This window comes from Streptomyces sp. NPDC101776, from assembly GCF_044766845.1.
GTDB lineage: Bacteria > Actinomycetota > Actinomycetes > Streptomycetales > Streptomycetaceae > Streptomyces.
Genome location: NZ_JBIWMV010000002.1, coordinates 88,355 through 114,476, shown reverse-complemented (window position 1 = coordinate 114,476; position 26,122 = coordinate 88,355). Strand labels below are relative to the sequence as shown.

Genomic DNA, 26,122 nt, shown 5'->3' with positions numbered 1-26,122 from the left:
CGGATACTGCTGAAAGCTCGGAAGTTTCCTTCACCGGATCGGAAGTGGGTCCGACACCGGATCGGAAGTGGATCCGCCGTGGAACCACTCCGGAAGGAGCGCACGTGCCCTCCAGACGTACCGTTCTCGCCGCGACCATGGGCGTCACCGCGTCCCTCGCCGTCGGCGGCACCGCCCACGCCGACGACAAGTCACTCCGCGCGCTGATCTCCCGTATGACACTGCCGGAGAAGGTCGGCCAGCTCTTCGTGATGCGGGTCTACGGCCACTCCGCGACCGCCCCCGACCAGGCCGACATCGATGCCAACCTGAGCGAGATCGGGGTGCGGACGGCCGCCGAGCTGATCGCCAAGTACCGGGTCGGCGGCATCATCTACTTCGCCTGGGCGCACAACACCCGTGACCCGCACCAGATCGCCGACCTGTCCAACGGCATCCAGAAGGCCTCGCTGAAACAGCCGCGCGGGCTGCCCGTGCTCGTCGCCACCGACCAGGAACACGGCGCCGTCTGCCGGATCGGCGCGCCCGCGACCCTCTTCCCGGGCGCGATGGCGATCGGCGCCGGCGGCTCCCCCGCCGACGCCCGCACCCTCGGCCGGATCTCCGGCGCCGAGCTGCGCGCGATGGGTGTCAACCAGGACTACTCCCCCGACGCCGACGTGAACGTCAACCCGGCCAACCCGGTCATCGGCGTACGGTCCTTCGGCGCCGACCCGGACGCGGTGGCCGCCCTCGTCGCCGCCGAGGTGAAGGGGTACCAGGGCAGCGGGGTCGCCGCGACCGCCAAGCACTTCCCGGGGCACGGCGACACCGCCGTGGACAGCCACTTCGGTTTCCCCGTCATCACGCACAGCCGCGAGGTGTGGGGGAAACTCGACGCCGTCCCCTTCCGGGCGGCCATCGGCGCGGGCATCGACTCGGTCATGACCGCGCACATCATGGTCCCGGCCCTCGACGACTCCGGCGACCCGGCCACCCTCTCCCACCCGATCCTCACCGGCATCCTGCGCGGGGAGCTGGGCTACGACGGGGTCGTGGTCACCGACGCGCTGGGCATGGAGGGCGTACGCCAGAAGTACGGCGACGACCGCGTGCCGGTGCTCGCGCTGAAGGCGGGGGTGGACCAGCTCCTCAACCCGCCCTCCCTCGACATCGCCTGGAACGCCGTCCTCAAGGCCGTGAAGAGTGGTGAGTTGACGGAGGCCCGGCTCGACGAGTCGATCCTGCGGGTGCTGCGGCTGAAGGCGCGGCTGGGGTTGTTCGAGGAGCCGTACGTCACCCGGGCGGGGGTGGACCGCACGGTCGGGACCGCGGCCCATCGCGCCACCGCCGCCGGCATCGCCGAGCGGACGACCACCCTGCTGGTGAACAAGGGCGGGCTGCTGCCGCTGTCCCGTCGTACGCACGGGAGGGTCCTGGTGCTCGGTGCCGATCCGGCCTCCCCCACGGGTACTACGGGTCCGCCCACCGGTGTACTGGCAGCGGCTCTGGGGGAGTTGGGGTTCACGGCCACCGCCCGGTCCACCGGTACCGAGCCCTCCGCCGCCACCGTCGCGGCGGCCGTGACCGCGGCGCGGGCGGTGGACGCGGTGGTCGTGGCGACGTACAACGTCACGGCGAGCAGTGCGCAGAAGACGCTCGTCGAGCAACTCGTCGCCACCGGGCGGCCGGTCGTGGCCGTCGCCGTCCGCAACCCCTACGATGTCGCCCAACTGCCCACAGTCCCGGCCTACTTGGCGTCCTACTCCTGGACCGACGTCGAACTCCGGGCGGCGGCACGGGTGATCGCGGGCCGGGTCAGGCCGCGCGGGAAGCTGCCGGTGGCGGTGCAGCGCGCGGGCGACCCGACGCAGGTGCTGTATCCGATCGGTCACGGACTGTCGTACTAGGGGTACGTCGCCAGGCCGCCCCACCCCCGCCAACCGGCCCAAAGCCCCCCGCACATCTGGCGTGCGCCCGCCTCGGCGGGTCACGCTGGGCGGGGGCAGTCGGGGGGATCGATGCGTGAGCGATGGAGCGTGGGCGCGGTGTGCGCGCTGCTCGTCGCCCTGGTGACCGGCTGCTCGTCCGCGAGCGGTTCCGACCGGGGGGACGGCCGGCTCGGACAGAAGGCGTCCGCCGCGCCCACGGTCACCCAACCCACCGGCTACGGCGCGGTGTTCCTCGGCGTCGACGAGTGCAGTTCCTTCGGTACGACGAGTTTCACCGAGGTGCCGTGCACCAGTGAGCGGGCCGCCGCGCGCGTCGTCGCCCGGCACGACGGCGAGGTGAGCAGCGGTCCCCCGTGCCCGGCGACCACGGACTTCGTGCTGCACATCAGCGCCCAGGGCCCGTCGGGCGCGGGCGGCGACGGGGTCATACCGAAGGGCTACGCCTGTATGCGCAACCTCGAACCGCCGCACCCCGGCGACCCGGGTGGCGGGGGCGGGCCCCGCACGATCGTCGGCGACTGTGTCTACGGCTCGGGCAGCGGCCAGGTCCGGGAGACGGCGTGCGACGGCTCGGGGCAGCGGAAACCGCAGTACAAGGTCGTCAAAGCCGTGCTCCGGCGCACGAGTTGCCCCGCGTCGACCGCCCTGTACGTCCAGCTCGGCGGCGAGCGACCGGTGGGCTGCGCCCGGCCGGTGTAGTCGGAGGACCACCAACGGCCGGGCGCAGTAGAGGGGTTGCTTACGGGCGGAGCGTCGGCTCGCGCAGCACGTCCTGCCGGTCCAGCTTCGCGTCGTACGGTGCGAGTGCCTTCGCCTGTGCCGTCGTCGGGGCGGGGACGCCGGCCCACGCCAGGATGCGGGCGGTGGCGAGCGCCTTCTGGTCGGCGGTCAGGGCGGCGACGTTCGCGCCGTGGTTGAGGCCGGGCGCGGTGAAGACGTACGAGTCCTTCGCGCCCTTCCCGACGGCGAAGCGCTCCGCGCCCCACGGGTCGTTCTGGCCGTAGACGAAGAGCATGTGGTCGGCGTGGTGGCGGACCCAGCTGTCGACGTCCCGCATCGCGGTGGGCTGGAACTTCATCGGGATGGAGCGGGGGACGAAGTTGCGGGGCGGCTGGTAGCCGTAGTGGATGTACTTCTTCTCGATGTACGGGAACTGGACGGTGGGGGCGCCGAGTTGGGTGCCCGCCTGGTAGTAGTACGGGGTGTACGGGTCCAGGCCCTGGTCCGTGTAGAAGGAGAAGCCGGAGATCGTGTCGACCGAGGTCCAGATCTCGTCGTCGGTGGCGGCCTGTGCGTTCGCCGGGATGCTGTCGCAGTCGGAGAGCAGGCTGTACTGCCAGAAGCCCCAGACGTAGTCGAGGACGACGGCTTCGTAGGCCTTGTCCAGGCTGCCGACGGTGGTGAAGGTGAAGCCGTTCTCGGCCGCGTAGGCCGCGTACTTCTTCTCCAGCGGTTCCCGGCGCACCAGCGCCTCGCGCTGTACGGCGTCCAGGCGGTCGCGGCACTCCTTGGTGCCGACCTTGGTGAAGAAGCGGTCGTAGGCCGAATCCTCGTTGTTCACCACGTCGTTGGGGGCGACGTAGGCGACGACGCCGTCCATGTCGTGCGGGTAGAACCGCTCGAAGTAGGTGGCCGTCATACCGCCCTTGGAGCCGCCGGTGGCGATCCAGTTCTTGGTGTAGACCGACTTGAGGGCCTTGAAGACGCGGTGCTGGTCGCTGGCCGCCTGCCAGATGTCGAGCTTGGACCAGTCGGCGGGAGCGGGCCGGGACGGCGTGAAGTACCGGTATTCCAGGGAGACTTGGTTCGCGTCCGCGATCCGGGTCGGTTCACTGCGGCTGGGGGTCGTGGAGACGTTGTAGCCGCTGGTGTAGAAGACCGTCGGGCGCGAGACGTCCTTGTGCAGCACGGTGATCCGCTGCTGGAACGTGCCCTTGGACGGGTGCCGGTGGTCGACCGGCTGGGTGTAGTTCAGGACGAAGTAGCGGTAGCCGGTGTACGGCTTCTCCTGGATCAGGCTCATGCCGGGTATCGCCAGCAACTGGTCCTTGATATCAGTGACTTGGCCGGTCTGGGCGGCGGTGGCCACCCCGGCCGTACCCAGCGTGCCTATGAGCACGGTGAGCGCCAGCAGCCATCTGAGCGCCTTGCGCATGCAATCTCCCCTGTGAGGCAGTTGTGAACCGGAAGCTATCGGAGCAACTCCAGTCACACCAGAGGAGGTTGTTCACTCGGGGGCTGATCGCCGGGTCAGCGGCGGCCGGCTCAGCGGCCGTCAGGTCAGCAGAGGATCCAGCCCGACGTGACCGACCCGTTCGCGACCGAGCCCTTGATCCGCACACAGCGGTGCCCGGCGTGCACGGTGACCGGTCCGGCCCGGCGCGTGTAGCGCCCCTTGTCGACGACCGGGCGGTTGCCGCGCGCCTGGACGCTGACGGACATCACGCGCTTGGCGCCGGTGCTCTTGGGGACGGTGTACGCGCAGACGTAGTCGCCCCGCCGGAAGACATGGACGGTGCCGGTGGAGAAGGGCAGCGTCGCCACCTCCCGCCCCGGGCAGACCGCCGCCGCCTGGGCGGTGCCGGGGGCCGTGAGCGCGAGCAGCCCGGACGCGGTGAGCACGGCCGTGCCGAGCGCCACCCGCCGTCGTAGCGCACCCATGTCCACAGTCATCCCTCCCGCACAGCAGCCGAACAGCGTACTGATGTACGGACGCAAGACGTATGTCGCACGGTTGCGCGCCCCTCGGCGCCACGGAGGCCGGCGGGCAGCGAAGGGGTCAGTGGGGCGCGCCGACCGGCTCCTCCGACTCGGGCTCACCGACGAACGTGCGCCACAACCTCGCGTAATACCCGTCCAGCGCGAGCAGCTCGTCGTGGGTGCCGTCCTCCACGACCTGCCCGTGGGCAGAACCTCCCCATGCCGCTCTCGCACCGCTCGGCCCTGGCGGGCCTCCCGGGCATCGACACGGCGGCCGGACTCCGTCCGGCGCTCGGCGCCGCCTCGGGACCGCGCGGGTCAGGCGGCGGTCGTCGACACGTCCTCTCCGACGAACGTGCGCCACAACCTCGCGTAGTACCCGTCCAGCGCGAGCAGCTCGTCGTGGGTGCCGTCCTCCACGACCTGCCCGTGGTCCATCACCACGACCCGGTCCGCGCGGGCCGCCGTGGTGAGGCGGTGGGCTACGACGAGGGTGGTGCGGCGGCCGGCGAGGCGGTCGGTGGCTTGGTTGACCTGGGCTTCTGTTGCCAGGTCGAGGGCTGCCGTTGCCTCGTCGAGGAGGAGGATGTCGGGGTCGACAAGCTCCGCTCGGGCCAGGGCCATCAACTGGCGTTGGCCCGCCGAGAGGTTGCGGCCTCGTTCGGCGACCTCGTGGAGGTAGCCGCCGTCGAGCGTCGCGATCATCTCGTGCGCGCCGACCGCGCGGGCCGCCGCCTCCACCTCGGCGTCGGTGGCGTCGGGGCGGCCGTAGGCGATGGCGTCGCGGACGGTCCCCTGGAAGAGGTACGCCTCCTGGGGGACGACGCCCAGGTGATGGCGGTACGACGTGATGTCCAGCGAGCGGAGGTCCGTGCCGTCGACCGTCACCCGGCCGCCCGTCGGATCGTAGAAGCGGGCGACCAGCTTGACGAGTGTCGACTTGCCCGCGCCCGTCTCGCCGACGAAGGCGACCGTCTGGCCCGCCGGGATCGTCAACTCGACGCCCCCGATGGCCTCTTCGTCATCGCCGTACGCGAAGTGCACGTCCTCGAAGGCGATGTCGCCGCGCAGGGAGAGGACTTCGAGCGGTTCGTCGGCGGCCCGGGTGGAGGTCGGTTCCTGGAGGAGTTCCTGGATGCGGCCCAGGGAGACCGTGGCCTGCTGGTAGCCGTCGAAGACCTGGGACATCTGCTGGACCGGGGCGAAGAACAGGTCGATGTAGAGGAGGTAGGCGACCAACGCGCCTGTCGTCAGCGTCGCGTCGTCCACCCTGCCCGCGCCCGCGATCAGTACCGACGCCGCCGCCACCGACGACAGGAACTGGACGAAGGGGAAGTAGATCGAGATCAGCAACTGGCCCCGGGTACGCGCCGCGCGGTAGCCGGCGCTGCGCTCGGCGAAGCGCCTGCCGCCGTCCCGCTCGCGGCGGAACGCCTGCACGATCCGCAGCCCCGACACCGACTCCTGGAGGTCCGCGTTGACCAACGACACGCGCTCACGGGCGAGTTCGTACGCCTTCACGCTCGCCCGGCGGAAGAAGAACGTCGCAATGACGAGGGGTGGGAGGGTCGCGAAGACGACCAGCGCGAGCTGGATGTCGATCACCAGCAGGGCGACCATGATGCCGAAGAACGTGACGACCGAGACGAAGGCCGTGACCAGGCCCGTCTGCAGGAAGGTCGAGAGGGCGTCGACGTCCGTCGTCATCCTCGTCATGATCCGGCCGGTCAACTCCCGCTCGTAGTAGTCGAGTCCGAGGCGTTGGAGCTGGGAGAAGATCTTCAGGCGGAGCGTGTAGAGGACCCGCTCCCCCGTGCGTCCGGTCATCCTCGTCTCGCCGCGCTGTGCCACCCACTGGACGGCCACCGCGACGAGCGCCAGCAGCGAGGCGGACCAGATCGCGCCGATCGCCATCTTGGTCACGCCCTGGTCGATGCCGTGCCGGATCATGATCGGCAGCAGCAGACTCATGCTCGCGTCCACGGCGACCAGGCCGAGGCTGATCAGCAGCGGGGCGCCGAAACCGCGCAGCAGCCGACGCAGGCCGTAGGAGTCCTCGGCGCGTACCGCGCGTGCCTCGTCGATGTCGGGGGTGTCGGTCGCCGGGGGCAACGCGTCGACCTGGGCGAGGAGTTCGGGCGTCGCGGGCATCCCGGACAGCGCGGTGTCCTTGGGCTCGCGGTCACCCGTCCACAGCCGGGGCGTGAGCCCGCGCTCGGCGTCGAACTCGGCGTCCAACTCCGCGCGTACGGAGGTGTCCTCGGCCGGTGCGGCGGCGGGCAGGGCATGGCCGGGAGAGACGCCGCCGAGTTCGTCGGGGTCGGTGAGGAGACGGCGGTAGAGCGGTGAGCGTTCCTGGAGTTCGTCGTGCGTGCCGATGTCGGCGAGCCGGCCCCCGTCGAGGACGGCGATGCGGTCGGCGAGGTTGAGGGTGGAGCGCCGGTGGGCGATCAACAGTGTCGTCCGGCCCTCCATCACCTGTTTCAGCGCCTCGCGGATCTCGTGCTCGACGCGTGCGTCCACCGCCGAGGTCGCGTCGTCCAGGACCAGCAGGCGCGGGTCGGTGAGGATCGCGCGGGCGAGGGCGACGCGCTGCCGCTGGCCGCCGGAGAGGGTGAGGCCCTGCTCGCCGACCGTCGTGTCGTAGCCCTCGGAGAGTTCCGCGATGAACCGGTCGGCCTGCGCGGCCCGGGAGGCGGTGAGGATCTCCTCCTCGGTGGCGTCGGGGCGGCCGTAGGCGATGTTGTTGCGGACCGTGTCGGAGAAGAGGAAGGAGTCCTCGGGGACCAGGCCGATCGCGGCGCGGAGGGAGTCGAGGGTGAGTTCGCGGACGTCGTGGCCGCCGATGAGGACGGCGCCGTGGGTGACGTCGTAGAAGCGCGGGAGGAGGAGGGAGACCGTGGATTTTCCGGAGCCCGAGGAGCCGACGACCGCGAGGGTCTCGCCGGGGTGTATCTCGAAGCTGAGGCCCTTGAGGACGGGGCTGGTTTTGCCGGGGGCGCCGTCGTAGCCGAAGGAGACGTCGTCGAACTCGACGGTCGCCGGGGCGTCGGCGGGGAGTTCCTTGGTGCCGTCCGTCATCGAGGGCTCGGTGTCGATGAGCTCCAGGACGCGTTCGGTGCCGGCGCGGGCCTGCTGGCCGACCGTGAGGACCATGGCCAACATGCGGACCGGGCCGACGAGTTGGGCGAGGTAGGTGGAGAAGGCGACGAACGTGCCGAGCGTGATGTGACCGCGCACCGCGAGCCAGCCGCCGAGGGCGAGCATCGCGACCTGGCCGAGGGCGGGGACGGCCTGGAGGGCGGGGGTGTACTTGGCGTTCTGCCGGATCGTGCGGAGGCGTCCCGCGTAGAGACGGCGGCCGACCTCGCGGAGTTTGCCGGTCTCCTGGTCCTCCTGGCCGAAGCCCTTCACCACGCGAACGCCGCTGACGGCGCCGTCGACGACTCCCGCGACGGCGGCGGCCTGGGCCTGCGCGTACCAGGTGGAGGGGTGCAGCTTGCTGCGGCTGCGCCGGGCGATGAAGCCGAGGGCGGGGGCGACGGCCAGGGCGATCAGGGTCAGCGGCAGGGACAGCCAGGCCATGATCGCGAGGGAGATCACGAAGAGCAGGACGTTCCCGATGGTCATCGGGAGCATGAAGAGCAGGCCCTGGATGAGCTGGAGGTCACTGGTCGCGCGGCCGACGACCTGGCCGGTGGACAGCTCGTCCTGGCGGCGGCCGTCGAGGCGGGTGATCGTCCCGTACATCTCGGTGCGGAGGTCGTGCTGGACGTCGAGGGCGAGGCGGCCGCCGTAGTAGCGCCGGATGTACGTCGAGACGTAGACGAGGAGGGCGGCGACGATCAGGGCGGCTGCCCAGGGGGCCATGGAGCGGGTGTGGCCGGTGATCACGTCGTCGATGATCACCTTGGTGACCAGCGGGACGACGGCCATGACCGCCATGCCGGCGAGGGAGGCGCCGAGGGCGAGGATCACGTCCTTGGGGTAGCGCCAGGCGTACCCCGCGAGCCTTCTGGCCCAGCCCTGTGTCTCCCCCTGTTGTGCTGCCACGCGGGTGCCTTCCGTTTGTCGATCTACGGAAGGCACCAACGCGGATTGAACCGGATTTCATCCCTCCGCAACATTGCGCTTCGCGCGGAGGGGTCGTTTTCGGGTGCGGGTCAGCTGTGGCCGGTCGCGCAGTTCCCCGCGCCCCTGAAGACTAAGAGGCGGGCGTTGTGCGCACCCGGAGATGGTAGAAGCGGGTCGTCTGTGCCGCGTTCTGGTTGTCGTCGCTGACCAGGAGGACCTTGTAGCGGCCCTTCTCCTTCCCCGTGATCACCATGCCCTCGATGTTGTCGAGGAGGGGGTTCGGCTGGGGCTGCTTCGCTGTCGCGCCGAGGGTCGGGCAGTCGGCGATGTCCGCGAGGAGGGTCTTCTTGACGAGGCGGACGCCGGGCTGACCGGTGAGGGTGTCGATCCTGCTGGTGTCGGTCGCGTGGCGCGGGTCGGCCAGGTAGAGGCGGACGGTGTTGCCGACGCCGCTGGTGAAGCCGCGCTCCAGGACGAGGAGGCGGCCGTCGGGCAGGGCCTGCACCTCGGGGACGCCGAGGAAGGTGGCGTCGGTCTTGTAGGCGTACTGCGCGGCGAGCCTGAAGTGGTCGCCCTTGGTCCGGGTCCAGGTCTGGAAGCGGACGGCGCCCGAGGTGTCCCCGGCGATCGGGTACTCCATCGACGCGAGGAGCGTGTGGCCGCCGGGCAGCAGGGTCAGGCCCTCGAAGGTCTGGTTGGAGACGGCCCGCCCGGCCGGGGCGACCAGGAGGGAGGACGGGACCGGGAGGCGGTCGAGGATCTTGCCGTCGGTGGAGTAGCGGCGGATCGACGGCTCGGTCTCGGAGGTGATCAGGCGCGTTCCGTCGCGGTCGATGACCAGGCCCTCGGAGTCGAGGGCGGCGCCGTTCTCGTCGGCGAGCTGGACGACCCGCTTCGGCTGGAGGGTCTTCGCGTTCAGGTCGAACAGCGAGGAACGGTCCTCCAGCGCCGCGAGCGAGCCGTCCTTGTCCACGGCGAGCGCGGAGAAGTTGCCGACGAAGGTGCCGTCGTACGTCGTCTTGTCGAGCGCGTCGGAGAAGCGGTCGATCGAGACGGACGACGAACAGGCGTTAGCGGTAAGGGAGTTGCTGGTACGGGAGGTGCTGGAGGTGCTGATGGCGTTCGCGGGCCCGGCGGCGGTGAGGCAGGTGGCCGCCGCCAGGCCGGCGGTCGCGGTCGCGATTACGGTTCTCAGGCGCATGGGCGTCACCGTAGGACGGGTGGGTGACGTGCGGGAGACCCGTCGGTTAAGCCAGGTCCTTGTGAATCGCCTTTGCGACACCCTGGATCGTGGTGATCCCGTAGCTCATCGTGCTGTTGTCCTGGGTGAGCACGGACATCATGTAGTCGCGGCCACCCCCGTTGAAGGTGCCCAGGCTGTGCACGCGCCAGCCGTGCGTGGAGCGTTGCAGCCAGCCGTTCTTGACGTGCACGGTGGCGCCCGCCGGGGCTCCGTACGGCGTGCCCCAACGCTGGCCGGCGATCACCTGGTTCATCAACTTCAGGATGTACGCACGGGAGTTGTCGCTCAGCACCGTGTTCTTGGCGGTGACCAGCTTGAGCAGCTTCTGCTCGTCGGTCACGGTCTCCTGGGTCAGGCCCCAGTAGTTGTTCGCGCCCGGCTTGGTCTGCGTCATGCCGGCCGCGGCGAGGAAGCCCTTGATCTTCGTCAGACCGAGCTGCCGCCACAGGGTGGAGGTGGCGTCGTTGTCCGACTTCGTGATCATGGCCTTGGTGAGGGTCGTCTCGCGGGCCGTCAGCACGCGGTTGTGCTTCTTCGCGTCCCAGAGCAGCGTGGCGAGCACGGTCACCTTGACGGTGCTGGCCGAGTCGTAGGCGGTCGTCGCCCGCAGGGTGCAGGTGGTGTTGGTCTTGCGGTCGTAGAGGCCGACGGCGACGGTTCCCTTACGGGTCGCGAGAGCGGCTGTGATGTCCTTCTTCAGCTTGTCGGCGAGGCCGGCCTTGGCGGACGTACAGCTGACCGTCGGGGTGGCCGCGGCGGCGGGCGTCGCGGCGGCCAGGACGGGTATCAGGATCCCGACGCCCGCACCGACGGCCACCACTCTGGCTCGACGGGATGTCCAATGAGTCTGAGTCATGCATGAGTTGACTCACAGGAAGGCGTGAAAGGTTGTACGAGTTGGGGAACGGCTGTACGAGGCATTACCTCGCCCTTTGCGAATTCACAGCCAGGGGCCAGGTACGGCACAGCGGCCACCCACCCTGCCTCTGCACGATGCGTGGGTGACATCTGCCACCGATCCGCACCCCCACACCGAACCGGCGTCCGCCGACTGGCCGCCGCCGGCCCCACCCGCCGAGGCGCCGCCCGAGAAGGCGCCACGCTGGTCGCTGCCCGCGCTCGTCGCCATCCTGGTCCTGGCGGCCGTGCTGTACTCCTGGAACCTGAGCGGCTCCAGCATGAACAGCTTCTACAGCAGCGCCATCTACAGCGGTACGCAGAGCTGGAAGGCCTGGTTCTTCGGCTCGCTGGACGCGGGCAACTTCATCACGGTCGACAAGCCGCCCTTCTCCCTGATGGTGATGGGCCTGTCGTGCCGGATCTTCGGCTTCGGCACCTGGCAGATGATGCTGCCGGAGGTCGCCGCCGCGCTCGGCACGATCTGGATCCTGCACTCCTCCGTGAAGCGGTACTTCGGGCACGTGGCCGCGACGATCGCGGCCCTGGTCCTCGCGCTCACGCCGATCACGGTCGCCATCAACCGTGACAACAACCCCGACACCCTCCTCGTCCTGCTGATGGTGGCGGGCGCGGCCCTCGGCCTGCGCGCCGTGCGCACCGAGAGGCTGCTTCCCCTGCTCGGCTCGGCGGTCTGCTTCGGCTTCGCCTTCAACACCAAGCTCCTCCAGGGCTACATCGCGCTGCCCGCCGTCTTCGCCGTGTACCTGTTCGCGTCGAAGCTCGGCTGGAAGAAGAAGCTCGTCCAACTGGCCCTGGCCACGGTCGCGTTGGCCGTCTCCAGCTTCTGGTGGGCCACGGTCGTCTCCCTCGTCCCCGCCGCCGACCGCCCCTACATCGGCGGCTCGACGGACGGCACGGCCTGGGACCTGATCATGGGCTACGACGGCTTCGGCCGCGTGTTCGGCGGCGAGGGCAACGGCGGGGGTGGCGGGGGTGGCGGAGGCGGTACGTTCGCCGGCACCGCGGGCCTCGGCCGGATGTTCAACGACATCCTCGGCGGCCAGATCTCCTGGCTGCTCCCCTTCTCGGCCATCGCCCTGATCGCCGGCCTGGTCCTGGTCGGCCGCGCCCCGCGCACCGACGCGACGCGCGCCGCGCTGGTCATGTGGGGCGGCTGGACGCTGCTGCACTACGTCACGTTCAGCATGGCCCAGGGCACGATGCACCCGTACTACACGACCGCGCTCGCCCCGGGCATCGCGGCCCTGTGCGGTGGCGGCGGCGTGATGCTGTGGCGTGCCTTCCGCGGCGACGACGCGCGCTGGTCCTGGGTACTGCCGGCCGACCTCGCGGTCACCGGCATCTGGGCGATCGTCGTCCTGCGCCGTGCCTCCGGCTGGAACACCTGGCTGTGGCCGACGATCGGCGTCCTGATGGTCCTCGCGATCGTGGGCCTGTTCGTGTTCCGTTCCGGCAACCGCGGCCGGTTGTTGACCGCGTCCATCGCGGCGGCGATCATCGCCGCGCTCGCCGGCCCGACGGCGTACGCCGTGACCCCGGCCGCGTCCAGCGGTTCCGGTGGCGGCATGGGCGGTACGAACCCGACGGCCGGTCCGTCCACGGGCGGCGGCATGGGCGGCGGTCCCGGTGGCGGGGGCGGCGGCCGTGGCGGCTCCGGCGGCGGCGAGGGCGGTCCCGGCGCGATGGCCGGCGGCGGCACCCGGCAGGGTGGCGGTCAGGCGAGCGGCGAGGCGCCGGGTGGAATGACACCGGGTGGCGGCGGCACGGGTGAGCTGCCGCAGGGCGGCGGAGCACCGAGCGGGGCGCCGAGCGGCGGCACGACCGGTGGCCAACAGGGCGGTACCACTGGGGAGTTCCCCGGCGGGGGTACGGCTCCTGGTGGCACCGGTACCGGCTCCGGTACGGCTCCGGGTGGCACCGGCGGTACGCGCGGCGGCTTCGGCGGTGGCGGTGGCGGCGGTATGGGCGGCACCACGTCCAGCGCGCTGATCTCGTACCTGGAGAAGAACCAGGACGGCGCCAAGTGGCTGCTCGCGGTGTCCAATTCGCAGAGCGCGGGCCAGCTGATCCTCAGCACCCACAAGCCCGTCATCTCCATGTGGGGCTTCACCGGCTCCGACCAGGCGATGACCCTCGCCAAGCTCAAGGAGCTGGTGAAGAAGGGCGAGTTGCACTACATCCAGCTCGGCGGCGGCGGAATGGGCGGCAACAGCACCCTGAACACCGAGATCACCGCGTGGGTGCAGAAGAACGCGACGGCGGTGAAGGAGAGCGCGTACGACAAGAGCGCGACGACGGAGTCCTCGGAGTCGAGTTCTTCGTCCTCGTCGACGTCGACGACGAACACGTCGACGCTGTACCGGCTGGACGCGTCGGACGTGAAGTGACACCGACGTAGGCAGCGACGAACGGCCAACGGCCCCCGACCTCACGGTCGGGGGCCGTTTTGGTACGTCAACTCGCGTAGACACGAGGCAAATTGTCGCTTCCGGTCACCTGATCGACACGTCCAGTTTATTTACAGGACTGCATGTCCATGCCACGCTCCCGATTGCCGCCCCATTCAACCCGCGTAGATGGGACACTCTTTATGTTGGTGACTCGCATGCACCGCTGGAAAACGGTGGCGTTGACCACCGCAGCGGTCCTGGTGGGCCTCGCGGCCCCGACCCTGACGGCGACTCCGGCCTCCGCCACGACAACGGCGTACGACTCGACGTACTACAAGAACGCGGTCGGCAAGACGGGTACGACTCTCAAGTCCTCGCTGCACACGATCATCAGCGCCAACGTCACGAAGATCTCGTACTCCGCGGTCTGGAACGCCCTCATGGCCACCGACCAGGACCCGAACAACAGCAGCAACGTGATCCTGCTGTACAGCGGTGTCTCCCGCGCCAAGTCCCTCAACGGCGGCGACGTCGGCGACTGGAACCGCGAGCACACCTGGGCCAAGTCCCACGGCGACTTCGGCGAGGCGATCGGCCCCGGCACGGACCTGCACCACCTGCGTCCGGCCGACGTCCAGGTCAACAGCATCCGCGGCAACCTGGACTTCGACAACGGCGGCAGCGCGGTCACCAACGGCGGCGGCAGCACCGTCGACTCCGACTCCTTCGCGCCGCGCGCGGCGGACCGGGGCGACGTGGCCCGCATGATCCTCTACATGGCCGTGCGCTACGAGGGTGACGACGGCTTCGCGAACCTGGAGCCCAACGAGAAGGTGGGCAACGGCAGCAACCCCTACATGGGCAAGCTCTCCGTCCTCAAGGCCTGGAACGAGGCGGACCCGCCGAGCGCCTTCGAGGAGAAGCGCAACCAGGTCATCTACGACACGTACCAGCACAACCGGAACCCGTTCATCGACCACCCGGAGTGGGTCGAGGCGATCTGGTAGGACTGCGTGGTGAGTTGGGCTCCTCACTGTCCGTGGGGAGCCCAACCGTTGCGGGGCAAGGTTTCCGCAAGGTGGGGACAAGGTCTGCATTCCACAATCCGTGCACGCACCGCCGAGGGGCCGGCCCGAGACGTGTTCTCCGCCGGAAGGATCGCTCACGGGAAAGGACCACGAATGAACCTCACCACACACGCAGTCCGCAGGACTCTGAGCGCGACCGTCGTCGCCGCCACGGTGGCGGCTCTGGGCCTGTGGGCGCCGAGTTCGGCCGAAGCCGCCGCGAGTGACTGCCCTTCCGGCAGCCTGTGCGTCTGGGACCAGATCAACTACACGGGGAACCGCTGCAGTTGGAGCAACGCCGACAACGACTGGACCAGCGGGACCGTGGCGTGTTCATGGGCCGACGACCGCAACGTCAAGTCGGTCTACAACCACGGGACTTCTTCCTCGTACGAGGGGGTCGGCCTCTATTCCGGAACGGGCTACTCGGGGTATCTCGGCTGCATAGGACAGGGCGTGAAGGGCCCGGGCGTCAGCGGCGGCCCCGGCCTCAAGGTGCTGTCCCACAAGTGGCTCACCAGCTGCTGAGTCCGGACGCCGGAGAGGGTGGGCACGGCACGGGCCGAGCGCTTGGTGGGGCCGCCAAGGGGGAGCGGCCCCACCGTCGCCGACGCGAATCATGACGGCCACGGGCACCCGACCGACTCACCGTCCACAGCAGCACGGGGCGCCGAAGGAAGTGGCGTCGGACCACATCGCACGTGGCCTCCCGGAATCGGATGTCATCGCACCCAGGACTGGGGCCGACCCCACCCCGGCATCGCGACCACCTCATGTCCACCCACGAGCGGGAGTCTGCCGCACGGGCCCGCGCCCCACCCCCATGTCTACGATGGATCCGTGGCCTCCCCGTCATCGCTTCGCATCGCGATCGCCCAGGTAATGATCAGCGACGACGCCCGTCAGAACGGCCCGGCGGTCCGACGGCTCATGCGGGAGGCCACTGCGGCGGGTGCCCGCCTGATCCTGTTTCCCGAAGGCTGCCTGTCGGGCTACGCCAAGGAGCAGATCCGTGACTGGGACCAGGTGGACTGGCCCGCGGTCGAGGAGGAACTCCGTCAAGTGGCCGCGCTGGCGGCCGAGTTGCGGCTGTGGGTGGTACTGGGCAGCGCCCACCGGCTCACCCCGCCGCACCGCCCGCACAACAGCCTGTACGTCATCGCCGAGGACGGCCAAGTGGTGGACCGCTACGACAAGCGGTACTGCTCCAACACCGAGATCCTCGGCTACTACACACCCGGGTTCGCACCGACCGTCTTCACGGTCGACGGATACCGGTTCGGCTGCGCGATCTGCATCGAGATCAACTTCCCGGAACTGTTCCTGGAATACGAACGTCTCGGCGTGGACTGCCTGTTGCTGTCGGCCTACCCAGTCGATTCGGTCTTCGAGGTCAAGGCCCGGGCGCACGCCGCCATCAACAACTACTGGCTGGCGATGGCCACACCGGCCCAGACCACCGCTCTCCTCGACTCCGAACTGATCAGCCCGAACGGCACCGTCCTGGCCCGTGCCGACGCCACGACCGAGCTGATCATCGGCGAACTGGACTGCGACGCACCCGAGTTCGACATCGCCCTCAACAAGGCCCGCCCCTGGCGAGCGAGCGCCCGCCAGGGCGACATCTACCGCAGCCGCCGCGTCACCGATCCACTGAGCGACAGTCCGGCCGACTTCGTCTGACGCGGCGGGCGGCCACCCGCACGGACGGCGCCTTCAGTCCTTCTGCGGGCGCTGACCTACCCGCGCCCGGCAGCCGCGTACTCAGCCCTCGAAGTCGTACTCCAAGATGTACGACGCCGCGTCCAGCACCATGTCGTTCACCTCGACCACCTGCCCCTCCCCGTCGAACGCGGTACGCACGACGAGCACCACCGGCACGCCGGCCGAAAGGGCGAGCCGGTCGGCCTCGTGGACACTGGGCATGCGGGAGCGGATTTCCTCGCGGAACCGGACGGGGCGACGGCCGAGTTCCTCAAGCCGGGCGTACATACCGCCGGGGCCGGTGTCGGGCTGCGCGATCGGTGTACCGGCGACCAGTTCGGCCGAGAGGTACGAGGTGGCCAGCAGCACCGGTTTACCGTCGAGAACGTAGCGACGACGGCGCACGCAGACCCGGGCCTCTTCGTCGCCCAGCCCCAGCACTCCCGCGATCGCGGCCGGGGCGTTCTCCTCACCCACCTCGATCGAGTCGACGACGAGTTCACGCTCCCCGGTATCGGTCGCCCAGACGGAACGCCCCTCGCCCCACTGTGCGTGCGCGAGTCGCTCCAGCCCACGCCGTCGGATCGGCCTGAAGTCCCGGACGAACACCCCGGCTCCCTTGCGCGCTTCCGCGATGCCCTCCGCCTGGAGCACACCCAGAGCCTGCCGAGCCGTCATCCGCGCCACACCGTGCTCGGCCATGAGGTCGTTCTCCCCGGGAAGCCGCTCACCGGGCCCGTACTCGCCGGCCTCAACAGCCGCGCGCAGTTGCGCCGCGATGCGCTGGTACTTCGGCTGACGCCCCGTGTCCCCGCCGCTCATCCAGGCCTCTCCTCCGGTCATCTCTAGACATCCTAGGCACCAGCCGCCACCCCCTCACAGCCGACCGCTGATCCGGGACGAGCGATTTCGCACATCTCTAGAGATGTGCATTGCTCTGCTATCTGCCGTGGAGGTCTTCATGTCAGCCCACACCACGACCGCACACCCCTCAAGCCCTGACATGCGAGAGGCTCAGTGGCAACTCCCGCGCAACCCGCGCAGTGCGGGGCACGCACGCGCGCTCCTCCGCTGGCAGCTCACGGACTGGAAAATCGCCGGCGAAGTGGCCGACACCGCCGAGCTGTTGCTCTCGGAGCTGGTCACCAACTCCATCCGGCACGCACGGACTCCGCCCGGCCGCGAGATCGGCGTGCGCTTCGCCACGTATGACGGACGGCTGCGAGTGGAAGTCGCCGACGCGAGCAACCACCGACCCCAACCTCGAGAAGCGGCTCCCGAAGACGAAGGGGGCCGGGGAGTCTCTCTCGTTCAGGCCTTGTCGGAACGCTGGGGAAGCTGTCCCAGGCTGCACGGCATCGGAAAGGCGACATGGGCAGAGCTGTCGCTGCCACGGTGAACGCGGGCAACACTGCGATACCGCCGGTGGATCGATACCGTTGAAATCGTCGTACACCGCATCTCGCCGCGCGCATGAAGGAGATCCCCGTGCCCGACGCCTCCGTTCCCCCGCCGGACCGACCGGCCACGCCGGACGACGCAGTCACGGTGACCCTCACCTACACCGGTGACCAGGCCGATGTACTGCGCACACTCGCCGTGTTGGAGGGACGTACACCTGAGGAAGTGGCGTTGGACCACATCGCACGGGGACTCCCGTTGTCCTTCTCCTCGCCCTTGGGTGAGGACTCGGAGGCGATGGCCGTTCTGGCGCGGGCCATGTTCGACGGACCTTCCGACTTGGCCACTCGATCCGGCGAGAACCTGTTCGAGGAAGGTGGCCGTTGAAGCGGCATCTGTTCGGCGTCGCGGACACATCAGTCCTCCTTGCCGTCTACAACCGGAAGGACGCCCACCACGAGGCCTCCGTACAGGCTCTCTCCCTGGTCGACCGCCTCGTCGTGTCACCGATGGTCCTGGCCGAGCTGGACTACCACCTGACGACGAAGATCAGCGGCAAGGCGGCAGCGGACGTCCTGGCCAGCATGCGCGCCTGGGCAAGCACGGATCGGCTCACGCTCGCCACGGTGGGCTGGCCGCTCCTGAGCGAGGCCGAGCGTCTGATGCGCACGTACGCGGATCATGACGCCATCGGCATGACCGACGCGGTCAACGCCGTTCTGGCTTGGGCGTTGCCGCAGCCGATTGTCCTCGCCCTCGACCATCACTATCGGGATGTCATCGCACCCAGGACTGGCGCCGAGGTTCCGCTGGATGTGCTCCCAGCAGTCCAGTAGCGGGTTGAACTACCTCTGATTCAGGGGGAGTTCAACCCTTCACAGCAGACTCGGGACGCTGCCCTCCCTCGGCACGCGTCCCGACAGTGGCCGCCACGGCGAGCGCCGAACCCTGTGCCACATCACCTGTCGACCGTTCGGCCGTTCGGTGGAAACCGGAGTCCTGTGGGTGCTCGTACGCGGACGGCGACGGCCGGGACGGCATCGTGGCTCCCGTCCCGACCCACGCGCCCGCCCCGCACCCCAGGAGGACCACATGCTCGGCACCGACTTCATCACCGGATCGCCCAACTGGCTCGACCTCGGCAGTCCCGACACCGACGCGGCCGCCGCGTTCTACGGCGCGGTTCTCGGCTGGCAGTTCGTGTCCGCCGGGCCCGAGACGGGTGGGTACGGGTTCTTCCAGGTGGACGGCAAGACCGTCGCGGCCCTCGGACCGCTCACCGAGGAAGGGGCGCACTCGGCCTGGATGATCCACTTCAAGACCGACGACATCACGGCCACCGTCCAGGCCGTCACGGCCGGCGGCGGAACCGTACGGATGGAGCCCATGGACGTCATGGGCGAAGGCATGCTGGCGCAGGCCACCGATCCGCAGGGCGCGCAGTTCGCGCTCTGGCAGCCGGGCAGGACGGCCGGTCTGGAACTCACCTCGGCCCCGAACACCCTGCTCTGGGCAGAACTGCACGCCCCCGACCCGGAGGCGGACATCGCCTTCTACCAGGGCCTGTTCGGCTGGCGCAGCCAGGACATGCCGGCCCCCGGCATGACGTACCGGGTGCTGAGCACCAGCGCCGGCGACCAGCAGGACGCCTCGTTCGGCGGGGTCGCGCCGCTCAACGTCGGCGAGGGCGAACAGCCGCGCTGGGTACCGTACTTCTACTCGACGGACGTCGACGCCACGATCAACACGGCGCGCTCCAACGGCGGTTCAGAACTGATGCCGGCGACGGACGTACCGGAGGTCGGCCGCATCGGCTGGCTCGCGGACCCCTTCGGCGCGGCCTTCGCCCTGCTGAAGCCGGACCCGCGGATGTGAGAGTGAAGTGAGGGCGAGCGCGGGAGGGGGGGACCGGCAAGGACGGCCGCTCTCCCCCTCCCCCACCCCGTCACCCCAAGTGCGTGGCCGCGAACATCCGCAACACCGCATGGAGTACGACCACGGAAGGCCCCGGCTCCCCCAACGCCTTCGCCAGGTCCGACTCCAGCGTCTCCGGCGACGTCCGCACACCCGGCACCCCGAACGACTCCGCCAGCGCCACGTAATCCGGCCGGGTCAGTTCCGTCGCCGTCGCCTCGCCGAACGCGTCCGTCATGTACTCGCGGAGGATGCCGTAGCCGCCGTCGTCGACGATGAGCCACGTGACGTTCAGGTCGTACTGTCGCGCCGTCGCCAACTCCGCGACGGAGTACAGCGCACCCCCGTCCCCCGACACCGCCAGCACCGGCCGCGTCGGGTCCGCCGCCGCCGCGCCCAGTGCCGCCGGGAAGCCGTAGCCGAGGCCGCCCGCGCCCTGGGCGGAGTGGAGGTGGTTGGGGCCCTTCGCGTCGAAGGCCGACCAGGCCCAGTAGGCGAGGATCGTCATGTCCCAGAAGGAGGGGGAGGTGGCGGGGAGCGCCCTGCGGACCGACTCCAACACGCCCTGTTCCAGGGTCAGTTCCTGGGCGGCGATGCGTTCCCGGACCTTCTCCAGAACACCTCGTACCCGCTCCGCCGCCGTCGGATCCGTCCGCTCCGTCACCGTCTCCAGCAGCGCCTGCACCGCGTGCCACGCGTCCGCGTGGATCCCCAACGCCGGGTGGTTCGACTCCAGTTTGCCGAGGTCCGCCTCGATCTGGATGACCCGGCCGCGCGGGGCGAACGTGTGGTAGTTGGAAGACAGTTCGCCCAGCCCCGAGCCCACCACCAGCACGACGTCCGCGTCCTCCAGGAAGTCCGTCGTGTGGCGGTCCTCCAGCCAGGACTGGAGCGAGAGGGGATGTGTCCACGGGAACGCGCCCTTGCCGCCAGGGGTCGTGACCACCGGGGCCTGGAGCTTCTCCGCCAACTGCCGCAGTTTCTTCGACGCGTCCGCCCGTACCACCCCCCCGCCCGCGATGATCGCGGGACGGGCCGCACGCGACAGCAAGTCGGCTGCCACGGCCGTGAGTTCGGGGCGTGGGACCAGGTCCTCCGGGGTCGCGTCCACCGCCGTCACCACCGGGAGCAGGGTCGGAGACAGCAGGACGTCCTGCGGGATCTCCACCCACACCGGGCCGTGCGGAGCCGTGAGCGCCGACTTCCAGGCCTCCGCGATCGCCGAGGGGATCTGCGACTGGGAGCGGACGGTGTGGACCGACTTCACCACGCCCCTGAACGAGGCGGACTGGTCCGGGAGTTCGTGCAGATAGCCGTGCCTGCCGCCGCCCAGGCCCGCCGTCGGGATCTGGCTGCTGATCGCCAACACCGGGGCCGAGGCCGCCCGCGCCTCCTGGAGCGCGGCCAGTGACGTCAGCGCGCCCGGGCCCGTCGACAGCAGCAGCGGCGCCGCCTCGCCGGTGATGCGGCCGTACGCGTCCGCCGCGAACCCGGCGTTGTTCTCCACCCGCAGGCCGATGTACCGCAGGTCGGAGCGGCGCAGCGCGTCGAACATGCCGAGGGCGTGCTGGCCCGGCAGGCCGAAGACGGTCGTCGCGCCGAGGCCCGCCAGGGTCTCCACGACCAGGTCACCGCCGTTGCGCCCGGGGGGCGGGTTCAGCGCGGCGGTGATCTGCGCGGCCGTCGGGCGGAGTTCCAGGTCGTGGTCGTGAGTCACTTCGAACGAGCCTCGGCAATCTGACGGGACATGATGGTGATCAGGTCGTACGCGGTGTGCGACGCCGCCACCGACGTGATCTCGGCGTGGTCGTACGCCGGTGCCACCTCGACGACGTCCGCCGACACCAGGTTGCAGGATGCCAGGCCGCGCAGGATCTCCAGAAGTTCGCGCGAGGTCAGACCGCCGGCCTCGGGCGTGCCGGTGCCGGGCGCGTGGGCCGGGTCGAGGCAGTCGATGTCGATGGAGATGTACAGGGGGCGGTCGCCGATGCGCTGGCGGAGCTGGTCGGCGACCTCGTCGGCGCCCCGGCGGTAGACGTCCGCCGACGTCACGATGCCGAAGCCCATCTTCTCGTCGTCCTTGAGGTCCTGCTTGCCGTACAGCGGACCGCGGATACCGACGTGCGAGAGCGCCTCCGTGTCGAGGATGCCCTCCTCCACCGCCCGGCGGAACGGCGTCCCGTGCGTGTACTCGGCGCCGAAGTACGTGTCCCAGGTGTCGAGATGGGCGTCGAAGTGCAGCAGGGCCACCGGGCCGTGCTTCTTCGCGACGGACCTCAACAGGGGCAGGGCGATGGTGTGGTCGCCGCCCAGCGTCATCAACCGGGCGCCGGTGCCCAGGAGTTGGTCCGCGGCCTCCTCGATCGTCTCGACCGCATCGTTGATGTCGAACGGGTTCGCCGCGATGTCACCGGCGTCCGCGACCTGCGCCAGCGCGAACGGGGACGCGTCCTGCGCCGGGTTGTACGGCCGCAGCAGCCGGGACGCCTCGCGGATCGCGTTGCCGCCGAAGCGCGCGCCCGGCCGGTAGGAGACACCGGCGTCGAACGGCACCCCGACCACGGCGACATCGGCGCTGCCGACCTCGTCCAGGCGCGGGAGGCGGGCGTAGGTCGCGGGACCGGCGTAGCGCGGGACACGAGAGGAGTCGACGGGGCCGCGGGGCGTCTCGTTGCTGGTCATGGGTACTGCCTTCTTTCCTACGCTTCGTCGCGTATGGACTCTTTGTACGGCTGACTACGACTTTACTGGTGGGCGGCGACCGGTTCGGGCGCGAGTTCGGGGGCGCCGCGCCCTGCGAGCCGCTCCCGCCAGGCGGCCAGCACCGCCGCGTCGGTCGCCGGCGTGACGAGCGAGACCGTGACGTACGCGGCCAGGGACAGCAACAGGCCGTAGTACACAGGCTCGTTGGCGAGGATGCCGTAGGCCGCCATCAGGCCGACGACCGCGAGGCCGCCGACGGCCACGGACGCGAGCGCGCCCTGTGCGGTGCCGCGCTTCCACAGCAGTCCGCCGAGGATCGGGACGAGCAGGCCGCCGACGAGGAGGTTGTACGCCACCGTCAGCGCCTCCACCACGTTGTTCAGCGCGATCGCCGTGACGATCACCGCGACGCCCATGACGAGGATGAAGACACGGTTGCCGCGCACCTCGTCGTGCTGCTCCTCCACGCTGTCCCGCTTGACGGCTCCCCGCAGCTTCGACCAGATGTCGTTGTTGGCGACCGTGGCGCAGGCGATCAGCGCGCCGGAGGACGTCGACATGACTGCGGCCAGGGCCGCGGCGAGCACCAACCCCCTCACCCCGACCGGGAGTTCGTCCTTGACGATGGTCGCGAAGGCGTCATCGGGACTGCCCAGGTTCGGGTAGAGGACCTTGGCCGCCGTGCCGATGACGGCGCCGGCGAGGGCGTAGACGAGACAGTAGGTGCCGGCGACCGTGCCGCCCCATCTGGCGGTCCTGTCGCTGCCCGCGGTGAACACGCGCTGCCAGATGTCCTGGCCGATGAGCATGCCGAACGTGTAGATCAGGACGTAGGTGAAGATCGTCTCGCCGCCGATGCCCAGCGGGTCGAAGTACCCGGTCGGCAGTTTCGCCCTCATCTCGCCGAACCCGCCCGCCTTGACGACCGCGATGGGGAGCAGGAGCAGGAGTACGCCGATCGTCTTCACCACGAACTGCACCATGTCCGTCAGCGTGATCGACCACATGCCGCCGAGCGTCGAGTACGCGACGACGATCGAACCGCCGAGGACGATCGCGAGCGTCCGGTTCATGTCGAAGAGGACGTCGAAGATCGTGGCGTAGGCGATCGTCGAGGTGACGGCCAGCATCAGGGTGTAGGCCCACATGACCACGCCGGAGATCACGCCCGCCCGGCCCCCGTACCTGAGATCGAGCATCTCGGAGACGGTGTACACCTTCAGGCGGGCGATGCGGGCGGAGAAGAAGACGGAGAGGGCGAGCAGGCCGAGGCCGATGGTGAAGACCATCCACGCCCCGGACAACCCGTACTGGTAGCCGAGGCCCACCCCGCCGATGGTGGACGCGCCGCCCAGGACGATCGCGGCCATGGTGCCGGAGTACATGACCGGTCCCAGCCGGCGGCCCGCGACCAGGAAGTCGCTCTTCGACTTGGCGCGGCGCATGCCCCACCAGCCCATGGCCAGCATGCCGGCCAGGTAGACGACGATGACGGTGTAGTCGACGGCCATACGGGGGCCTCCTTCGCGCGGTCGCTGCCTGGTCCGGGTCGACACTAGGTGGCCGGAAAGCGGCTGCGAAGTGTACGTTTCATCCACCCGAGCACGAGGTGATGGAGGAAACGTCCACCATGCCGGACCTCACGATTCCCCCCACACCGCCCACACCACCCGTGCCCCTCGCCGCCCTCCTGGCCCGCGAGGATCTGGGGCTGCGGCAGATCGCGGGCCCCGACGACCCCGACACCGTCATCCACTGGGCGCACGTGTCGGAGATGCCCGACCCGTATCCGTACCTGCTGGGCGGCGAACTGCTGCTGACGGCGGGCGTCCACATCCCGGAGGCGGCCGGTTCGGATGGGGGTCCCCCCGGTCGAGCGAAGCCGAGACTGGGGGAGTACTTCGCCGACTACGTCTCCCGGATCGTCGAGGCGGGCGGGGTGGCCCTCGGCTTCGGTGTCGCGCCGGTCCACGACACCGTGCCGCGGGCCCTGGTCGCCGCCTGCGACCACTACGACCTGCCGCTCCTGGAGGTCCCGCCGCCCACCCCCTTCTCCCGCGTGGCCCGCGCCGTCTGGCAGCTGATGGCCCAGGCCCGCCTCGCCGAACTCCGCCGCGTCACCGAGGCCCAGCAGAGCCTCGCGGCAGCGGCCTCTCGCCCCGACCCGATCCCCTCGGTACTCCGCCAACTCGCCCAACGGGTCGGCGGGCGGGCCGTGTTGTACGGCCCCGACGGCACGGAGATCGCGGCGGCGGGACGGGGCGCGACGGGAGCGGAGACGCGGGAGTCGCTGGCGGGGCTGGCGGGGCTGGCGCGGGTCGTGCGTCCCACCGAAACACCCTCGTCCGCCACGACCCCCTCGTCCGCCACCGCCCCTTCGCCCACGTCCGCCACCGACACCGTCCCCGGCGCGCATCTCGCGGCCTACGCCCTGGGTACCGGTCAGGGTTTCGTCCTAGGGGTAGCCGCCCCGCGGCGCGACCCCGGCGACCACACCATCGCCTCCGTCGCCGCCGTACTCCTCTCGCTCCTCACCGGCGAACACCAGAGCCGTACGGGAGCGGACCGGTCCTCGGCGCTCGTACGGCTGCTGCTGGGCGCCCCGCCGCAGGACGTCGCGGCGCTGCTCGGCGGGGACCGGTGGATCGTCGTGCACGCGGCGCCCGACACCCCTGTTCCCGACCCCGTCACCGCGTCCGCGCTGGGCGCCGCGCTCGGTTCCGCGCTGATCGACCTGGCGCCGGACGTCGTACGGGTACTGGTCCCCGCGGGTCGTGAACCCGGCCCGCAGCCCGGCTGGACCCTCGGGGTCAGTGCCGCCGTAGCTCCGCGGGACTGGTCCGCCGCCGACACCCAGGCGGCCCGCGCGCTGGCCCGGGCCCGCGCGACCCGCGCCCCGCTGGTCCGGCACGGCGGTTCCGGCCGCGCCGGTCTGGCCGAGCTGGTCCCGCACGAGGAGGCCGAGGCGCATGCCCGCACCCTCCTCGCCCCGCTCGCCGCGCACCCCGCGCTCGTCGAGACCCTGCGCACCTGGCTCTCCCTGCACGGGAGTTGGGACCGTACGGCGGTCGCCCTGGCCGTGCACCGCAACACCGTGCGGCAGCGGATCGCCCGGTGCGCGGCGCTGCTGGGCGCGGACCTGGACGATCCGGACGTACGGATGGAGCTGTGGTTCGGCCTGCGACACCTGTGACCGTCCGGGGTGAGTGATCCACATCCCAGCGTGCGGGACGCCGGGCGTGGGCACAGCCCTCTGCTCCACAATGTAGGCATGCCGATACCCGGGACCCCCAGCCGCGCCGAGCTCGTCGATCACCTTGTGAAGACCCGTATCGCGGGCGACGTAGCCACGCCCCGCGAGAACAACCTCTCCCACTACCGCAAGCTCGCGAACGGCGACCGCCACTACTGGCTCGGCCTGGAGCTCGGCAGCCGTTGGTCCGACGAGCAGGACGTGCTCGCGGTGATGGCGGAGCGGGTGGGTGTCAACGACGACGCCGAGTACCGCTACGGCCAGGACACCATCGACCCGGAGCTGACGGTCGCGGGGCTCGACCGGCTGGCGGCGCGGCTGCGCAAGGCGGCCGACGGGCAGCAGCGGGTGCTGTTCGCGACCGGTCACCCCGGTGGTCTGCTCGATGTGCACCGGGCCACGGCCGCCGCGCTGCGCACGGCCGGCTGCGAGATCGTGGTGATCCCGGAGGGGTTGCAGACGGAGGAGGGGTACGTCGTGCAGTTCGCGGACGTGGCCGTCCTGGAGCACGGGGCGACGCTGTGGCACACGCACTCCGGTGAGCCGATGAAGGCGATCCTCACCACCCTGGAGCGCGAGGGCCGCCCGCTGCCCGACCTGGTCGTCGCCGACCACGGCTGGGCCGGCTACGCGGGCCGGCACGGCGTCGACTCCGTCGGCTACGCGGACTGCAACGACCCGGCGCTCTTCCTCGCCGAGTCGGAGGGCACCCTCCAGGTGGCGGTCCCGCTCGACGACCATGTGATCAGCCCCAGGCACTACGACCCGATGACGGCCTATCTGCTGGCCGAGGCGGGACTGTCCTGATCCCCCGGCTCAAC

21 protein-coding genes are annotated in these 26,122 nt (G+C 70.2%); 12 read left to right on the top strand and 9 right to left on the bottom strand.

The window, feature by feature from the left end; all coding sequences use genetic code 11:
• The first annotated feature begins 104 nt into the window (after positions 1 to 104).
• Together ACIRRY_RS06270 and ACIRRY_RS06265 are read left to right on the top strand one after the other, a co-directional pair.
• Positions 105 to 1,889, top strand: coding sequence for a glycoside hydrolase family 3 protein (locus ACIRRY_RS06270; protein WP_403968558.1), 1,785 nt, complete (start codon positions 105 to 107; stop codon positions 1,887 to 1,889).
• Between the two features lie 111 nt (positions 1,890 to 2,000).
• On the top strand, positions 2,001 to 2,630 hold the full coding sequence (locus tag ACIRRY_RS06265) for a hypothetical protein (protein WP_403968556.1): 630 nt from the start codon (positions 2,001 to 2,003) through the stop codon (positions 2,628 to 2,630).
• A 40-nt stretch (positions 2,631 to 2,670) separates the two neighbouring features.
• On the opposite strand, the gene ACIRRY_RS06260 is transcribed toward ACIRRY_RS06265, so the two are convergent.
• From ACIRRY_RS06260 to ACIRRY_RS06240, 5 genes are all read right to left on the bottom strand, one after another.
• Positions 2,671 to 4,086, bottom strand: a complete 1,416-nt coding sequence (locus ACIRRY_RS06260; RefSeq protein WP_403968554.1) for a S28 family serine protease — start codon at positions 4,084 to 4,086, stop codon at positions 2,671 to 2,673.
• Positions 4,087 to 4,211: 125 nt separating this feature from the next.
• Complete coding sequence (locus tag ACIRRY_RS06255) at positions 4,212 to 4,604, bottom strand: hypothetical protein (RefSeq protein ID WP_403968552.1); 393 nt, start codon at positions 4,602 to 4,604, stop codon at positions 4,212 to 4,214.
• A gap of 345 nt (positions 4,605 to 4,949) precedes the next feature.
• Complete coding sequence (locus ACIRRY_RS06250; RefSeq protein WP_403968550.1) at positions 4,950 to 8,684, bottom strand: ABC transporter ATP-binding protein; 3,735 nt, start codon at positions 8,682 to 8,684, stop codon at positions 4,950 to 4,952.
• Between the two features lie 151 nt (positions 8,685 to 8,835).
• Positions 8,836 to 9,906 carry an esterase-like activity of phytase family protein gene (locus ACIRRY_RS06245; protein ID WP_403968548.1) on the bottom strand — a complete coding sequence of 357 codons (1,071 nt, stop codon included), beginning with the start codon at positions 9,904 to 9,906 and terminating at the stop codon, positions 8,836 to 8,838.
• 46 nt (positions 9,907 to 9,952) lie between these two features.
• Positions 9,953 to 10,804, bottom strand: a complete 852-nt coding sequence (locus tag ACIRRY_RS06240) for a serine hydrolase (protein ID WP_403968546.1) — start codon at positions 10,802 to 10,804, stop codon at positions 9,953 to 9,955.
• A 145-nt stretch (positions 10,805 to 10,949) separates the two neighbouring features.
• On the opposite strand from ACIRRY_RS06240, the gene ACIRRY_RS06235 reads away from it, so the two are divergent.
• The 4 genes from ACIRRY_RS06235 (at position 10,950) to ACIRRY_RS06220 (ending at position 16,009) form a co-directional block, all read left to right on the top strand.
• Entirely contained in the window at positions 10,950 to 13,256 is a 2,307-nt protein-coding gene (locus tag ACIRRY_RS06235) for an ArnT family glycosyltransferase (RefSeq protein WP_403968544.1), read from the top strand.
• Positions 13,257 to 13,459: 203 nt separating this feature from the next.
• Entirely contained in the window at positions 13,460 to 14,266 is an 807-nt protein-coding gene (locus ACIRRY_RS06230) for an endonuclease I family protein (protein ID WP_403968542.1), read from the top strand.
• Positions 14,267 to 14,440: 174 nt separating this feature from the next.
• Entirely contained in the window at positions 14,441 to 14,854 is a 414-nt protein-coding gene (locus ACIRRY_RS06225) for a peptidase inhibitor family I36 protein (protein WP_403968540.1), read from the top strand.
• A 312-nt stretch (positions 14,855 to 15,166) separates the two neighbouring features.
• Complete coding sequence (locus ACIRRY_RS06220; RefSeq protein WP_403968538.1) at positions 15,167 to 16,009, top strand: carbon-nitrogen hydrolase family protein; 843 nt, start codon at positions 15,167 to 15,169, stop codon at positions 16,007 to 16,009.
• Positions 16,010 to 16,090: 81 nt separating this feature from the next.
• On the opposite strand, the gene ACIRRY_RS06215 is transcribed toward ACIRRY_RS06220, so the two are convergent.
• A complete protein-coding gene (locus ACIRRY_RS06215; protein WP_403968536.1) occupies positions 16,091 to 16,873 on the bottom strand; it encodes a GntR family transcriptional regulator in 783 nt (260 codons plus the stop codon).
• A gap of 82 nt (positions 16,874 to 16,955) precedes the next feature.
• On the opposite strand from ACIRRY_RS06215, the gene ACIRRY_RS06210 reads away from it, so the two are divergent.
• The 4 genes from ACIRRY_RS06210 to ACIRRY_RS06195 all read left to right on the top strand — a co-directional run bounded on the left by ACIRRY_RS06210 (position 16,956) and on the right by ACIRRY_RS06195 (position 19,306).
• Positions 16,956 to 17,429 (top strand): ATP-binding protein, encoded by a 474-nt coding sequence (locus ACIRRY_RS06210; protein ID WP_403968534.1) that lies wholly within the window; start codon positions 16,956 to 16,958, stop codon positions 17,427 to 17,429.
• An 89-nt stretch (positions 17,430 to 17,518) separates the two neighbouring features.
• Entirely contained in the window at positions 17,519 to 17,818 is a 300-nt protein-coding gene (locus tag ACIRRY_RS06205) for a hypothetical protein (protein WP_403968532.1), read from the top strand.
• Positions 17,815 to 18,267 (top strand): type II toxin-antitoxin system VapC family toxin, encoded by a 453-nt coding sequence (locus ACIRRY_RS06200; RefSeq protein WP_403968530.1) that lies wholly within the window; start codon positions 17,815 to 17,817, stop codon positions 18,265 to 18,267. The genes ACIRRY_RS06205 and ACIRRY_RS06200 overlap by 4 nt, the downstream gene beginning before the upstream one ends.
• A 256-nt stretch (positions 18,268 to 18,523) precedes the next feature.
• Positions 18,524 to 19,306 carry a VOC family protein gene (locus ACIRRY_RS06195; RefSeq protein ID WP_403968528.1) on the top strand — a complete coding sequence of 261 codons (783 nt, stop codon included), beginning with the start codon at positions 18,524 to 18,526 and terminating at the stop codon, positions 19,304 to 19,306.
• 70 nt (positions 19,307 to 19,376) lie between these two features.
• Here the strand turns inward: ACIRRY_RS06195 and ACIRRY_RS06190 are convergent, their stop codons facing one another.
• From ACIRRY_RS06190 to ACIRRY_RS06180, 3 genes are all read right to left on the bottom strand, one after another.
• Positions 19,377 to 21,062 (bottom strand): thiamine pyrophosphate-binding protein, encoded by a 1,686-nt coding sequence (locus ACIRRY_RS06190; RefSeq protein WP_403968526.1) that lies wholly within the window; start codon positions 21,060 to 21,062, stop codon positions 19,377 to 19,379.
• Positions 21,059 to 22,027: an agmatinase gene (gene speB, locus ACIRRY_RS06185; protein ID WP_403968524.1), complete on the bottom strand. Its 969-nt coding sequence runs from the start codon at positions 22,025 to 22,027 to the stop codon at positions 21,059 to 21,061. The genes ACIRRY_RS06190 and speB overlap by 4 nt, the downstream gene beginning before the upstream one ends.
• 62 nt (positions 22,028 to 22,089) lie before the next feature.
• Positions 22,090 to 23,559, bottom strand: coding sequence for a sodium:solute symporter (locus ACIRRY_RS06180; protein ID WP_403968522.1), 1,470 nt, complete (start codon positions 23,557 to 23,559; stop codon positions 22,090 to 22,092).
• 119 nt (positions 23,560 to 23,678) lie between these two features.
• Here ACIRRY_RS06180 and ACIRRY_RS06175 point away from each other — a divergent pair, with 119 nt between their 5' ends.
• The gene (locus ACIRRY_RS06175; RefSeq protein ID WP_403968520.1) at positions 23,679 to 25,241 is read left to right on the top strand and encodes a PucR family transcriptional regulator; all 1,563 of its coding nucleotides are present in this window, start codon (positions 23,679 to 23,681) and stop codon (positions 25,239 to 25,241) included.
• A 78-nt stretch (positions 25,242 to 25,319) separates the two neighbouring features.
• Complete coding sequence (locus tag ACIRRY_RS06170; protein WP_403968518.1) at positions 25,320 to 26,108, top strand: phosphatase; 789 nt, start codon at positions 25,320 to 25,322, stop codon at positions 26,106 to 26,108.
• Positions 26,109 to 26,122 lie beyond the last annotated feature (14 nt).

What these genes read in the sequence shown, in the direction of transcription:
- ACIRRY_RS06265 (WP_403968556.1), top strand. Translation starts at nt 2,001, where the DNA reads ATGCGTGAGCGATGGAGCGTGGGCGCGGTGTGCGCGCTGCTCGTCGCC.
- ACIRRY_RS06210 (WP_403968534.1), top strand. Translation starts at nt 16,956, where the DNA reads ATGTGCATTGCTCTGCTATCTGCCGTGGAGGTCTTCATGTCAGCCCAC.
- ACIRRY_RS06225 (WP_403968540.1), top strand. Translation starts at nt 14,441, where the DNA reads ATGAACCTCACCACACACGCAGTCCGCAGGACTCTGAGCGCGACCGTC.
- ACIRRY_RS06260 (WP_403968554.1), bottom strand. Translation starts at nt 4,086, where the DNA reads ATGCGCAAGGCGCTCAGATGGCTGCTGGCGCTCACCGTGCTCATAGGC.
- ACIRRY_RS06240 (WP_403968546.1), bottom strand. Translation starts at nt 10,804, where the DNA reads ATGACTCAGACTCATTGGACATCCCGTCGAGCCAGAGTGGTGGCCGTC.
- ACIRRY_RS06175 (WP_403968520.1), top strand. Translation starts at nt 23,679, where the DNA reads ATGCCGGACCTCACGATTCCCCCCACACCGCCCACACCACCCGTGCCC.
- ACIRRY_RS06180 (WP_403968522.1), bottom strand. Translation starts at nt 23,559, where the DNA reads ATGGCCGTCGACTACACCGTCATCGTCGTCTACCTGGCCGGCATGCTG.
- ACIRRY_RS06195 (WP_403968528.1), top strand. Translation starts at nt 18,524, where the DNA reads ATGCTCGGCACCGACTTCATCACCGGATCGCCCAACTGGCTCGACCTC.
- ACIRRY_RS06215 (WP_403968536.1), bottom strand. Translation starts at nt 16,873, where the DNA reads ATGACCGGAGGAGAGGCCTGGATGAGCGGCGGGGACACGGGGCGTCAG.
- ACIRRY_RS06245 (WP_403968548.1), bottom strand. Translation starts at nt 9,906, where the DNA reads ATGCGCCTGAGAACCGTAATCGCGACCGCGACCGCCGGCCTGGCGGCG.
- ACIRRY_RS06230 (WP_403968542.1), top strand. Translation starts at nt 13,460, where the DNA reads ATGTTGGTGACTCGCATGCACCGCTGGAAAACGGTGGCGTTGACCACC.
- ACIRRY_RS06255 (WP_403968552.1), bottom strand. Translation starts at nt 4,604, where the DNA reads ATGACTGTGGACATGGGTGCGCTACGACGGCGGGTGGCGCTCGGCACG.
- speB (WP_403968524.1), bottom strand. Translation starts at nt 22,027, where the DNA reads ATGACCAGCAACGAGACGCCCCGCGGCCCCGTCGACTCCTCTCGTGTC.
- ACIRRY_RS06170 (WP_403968518.1), top strand. Translation starts at nt 25,320, where the DNA reads ATGCCGATACCCGGGACCCCCAGCCGCGCCGAGCTCGTCGATCACCTT.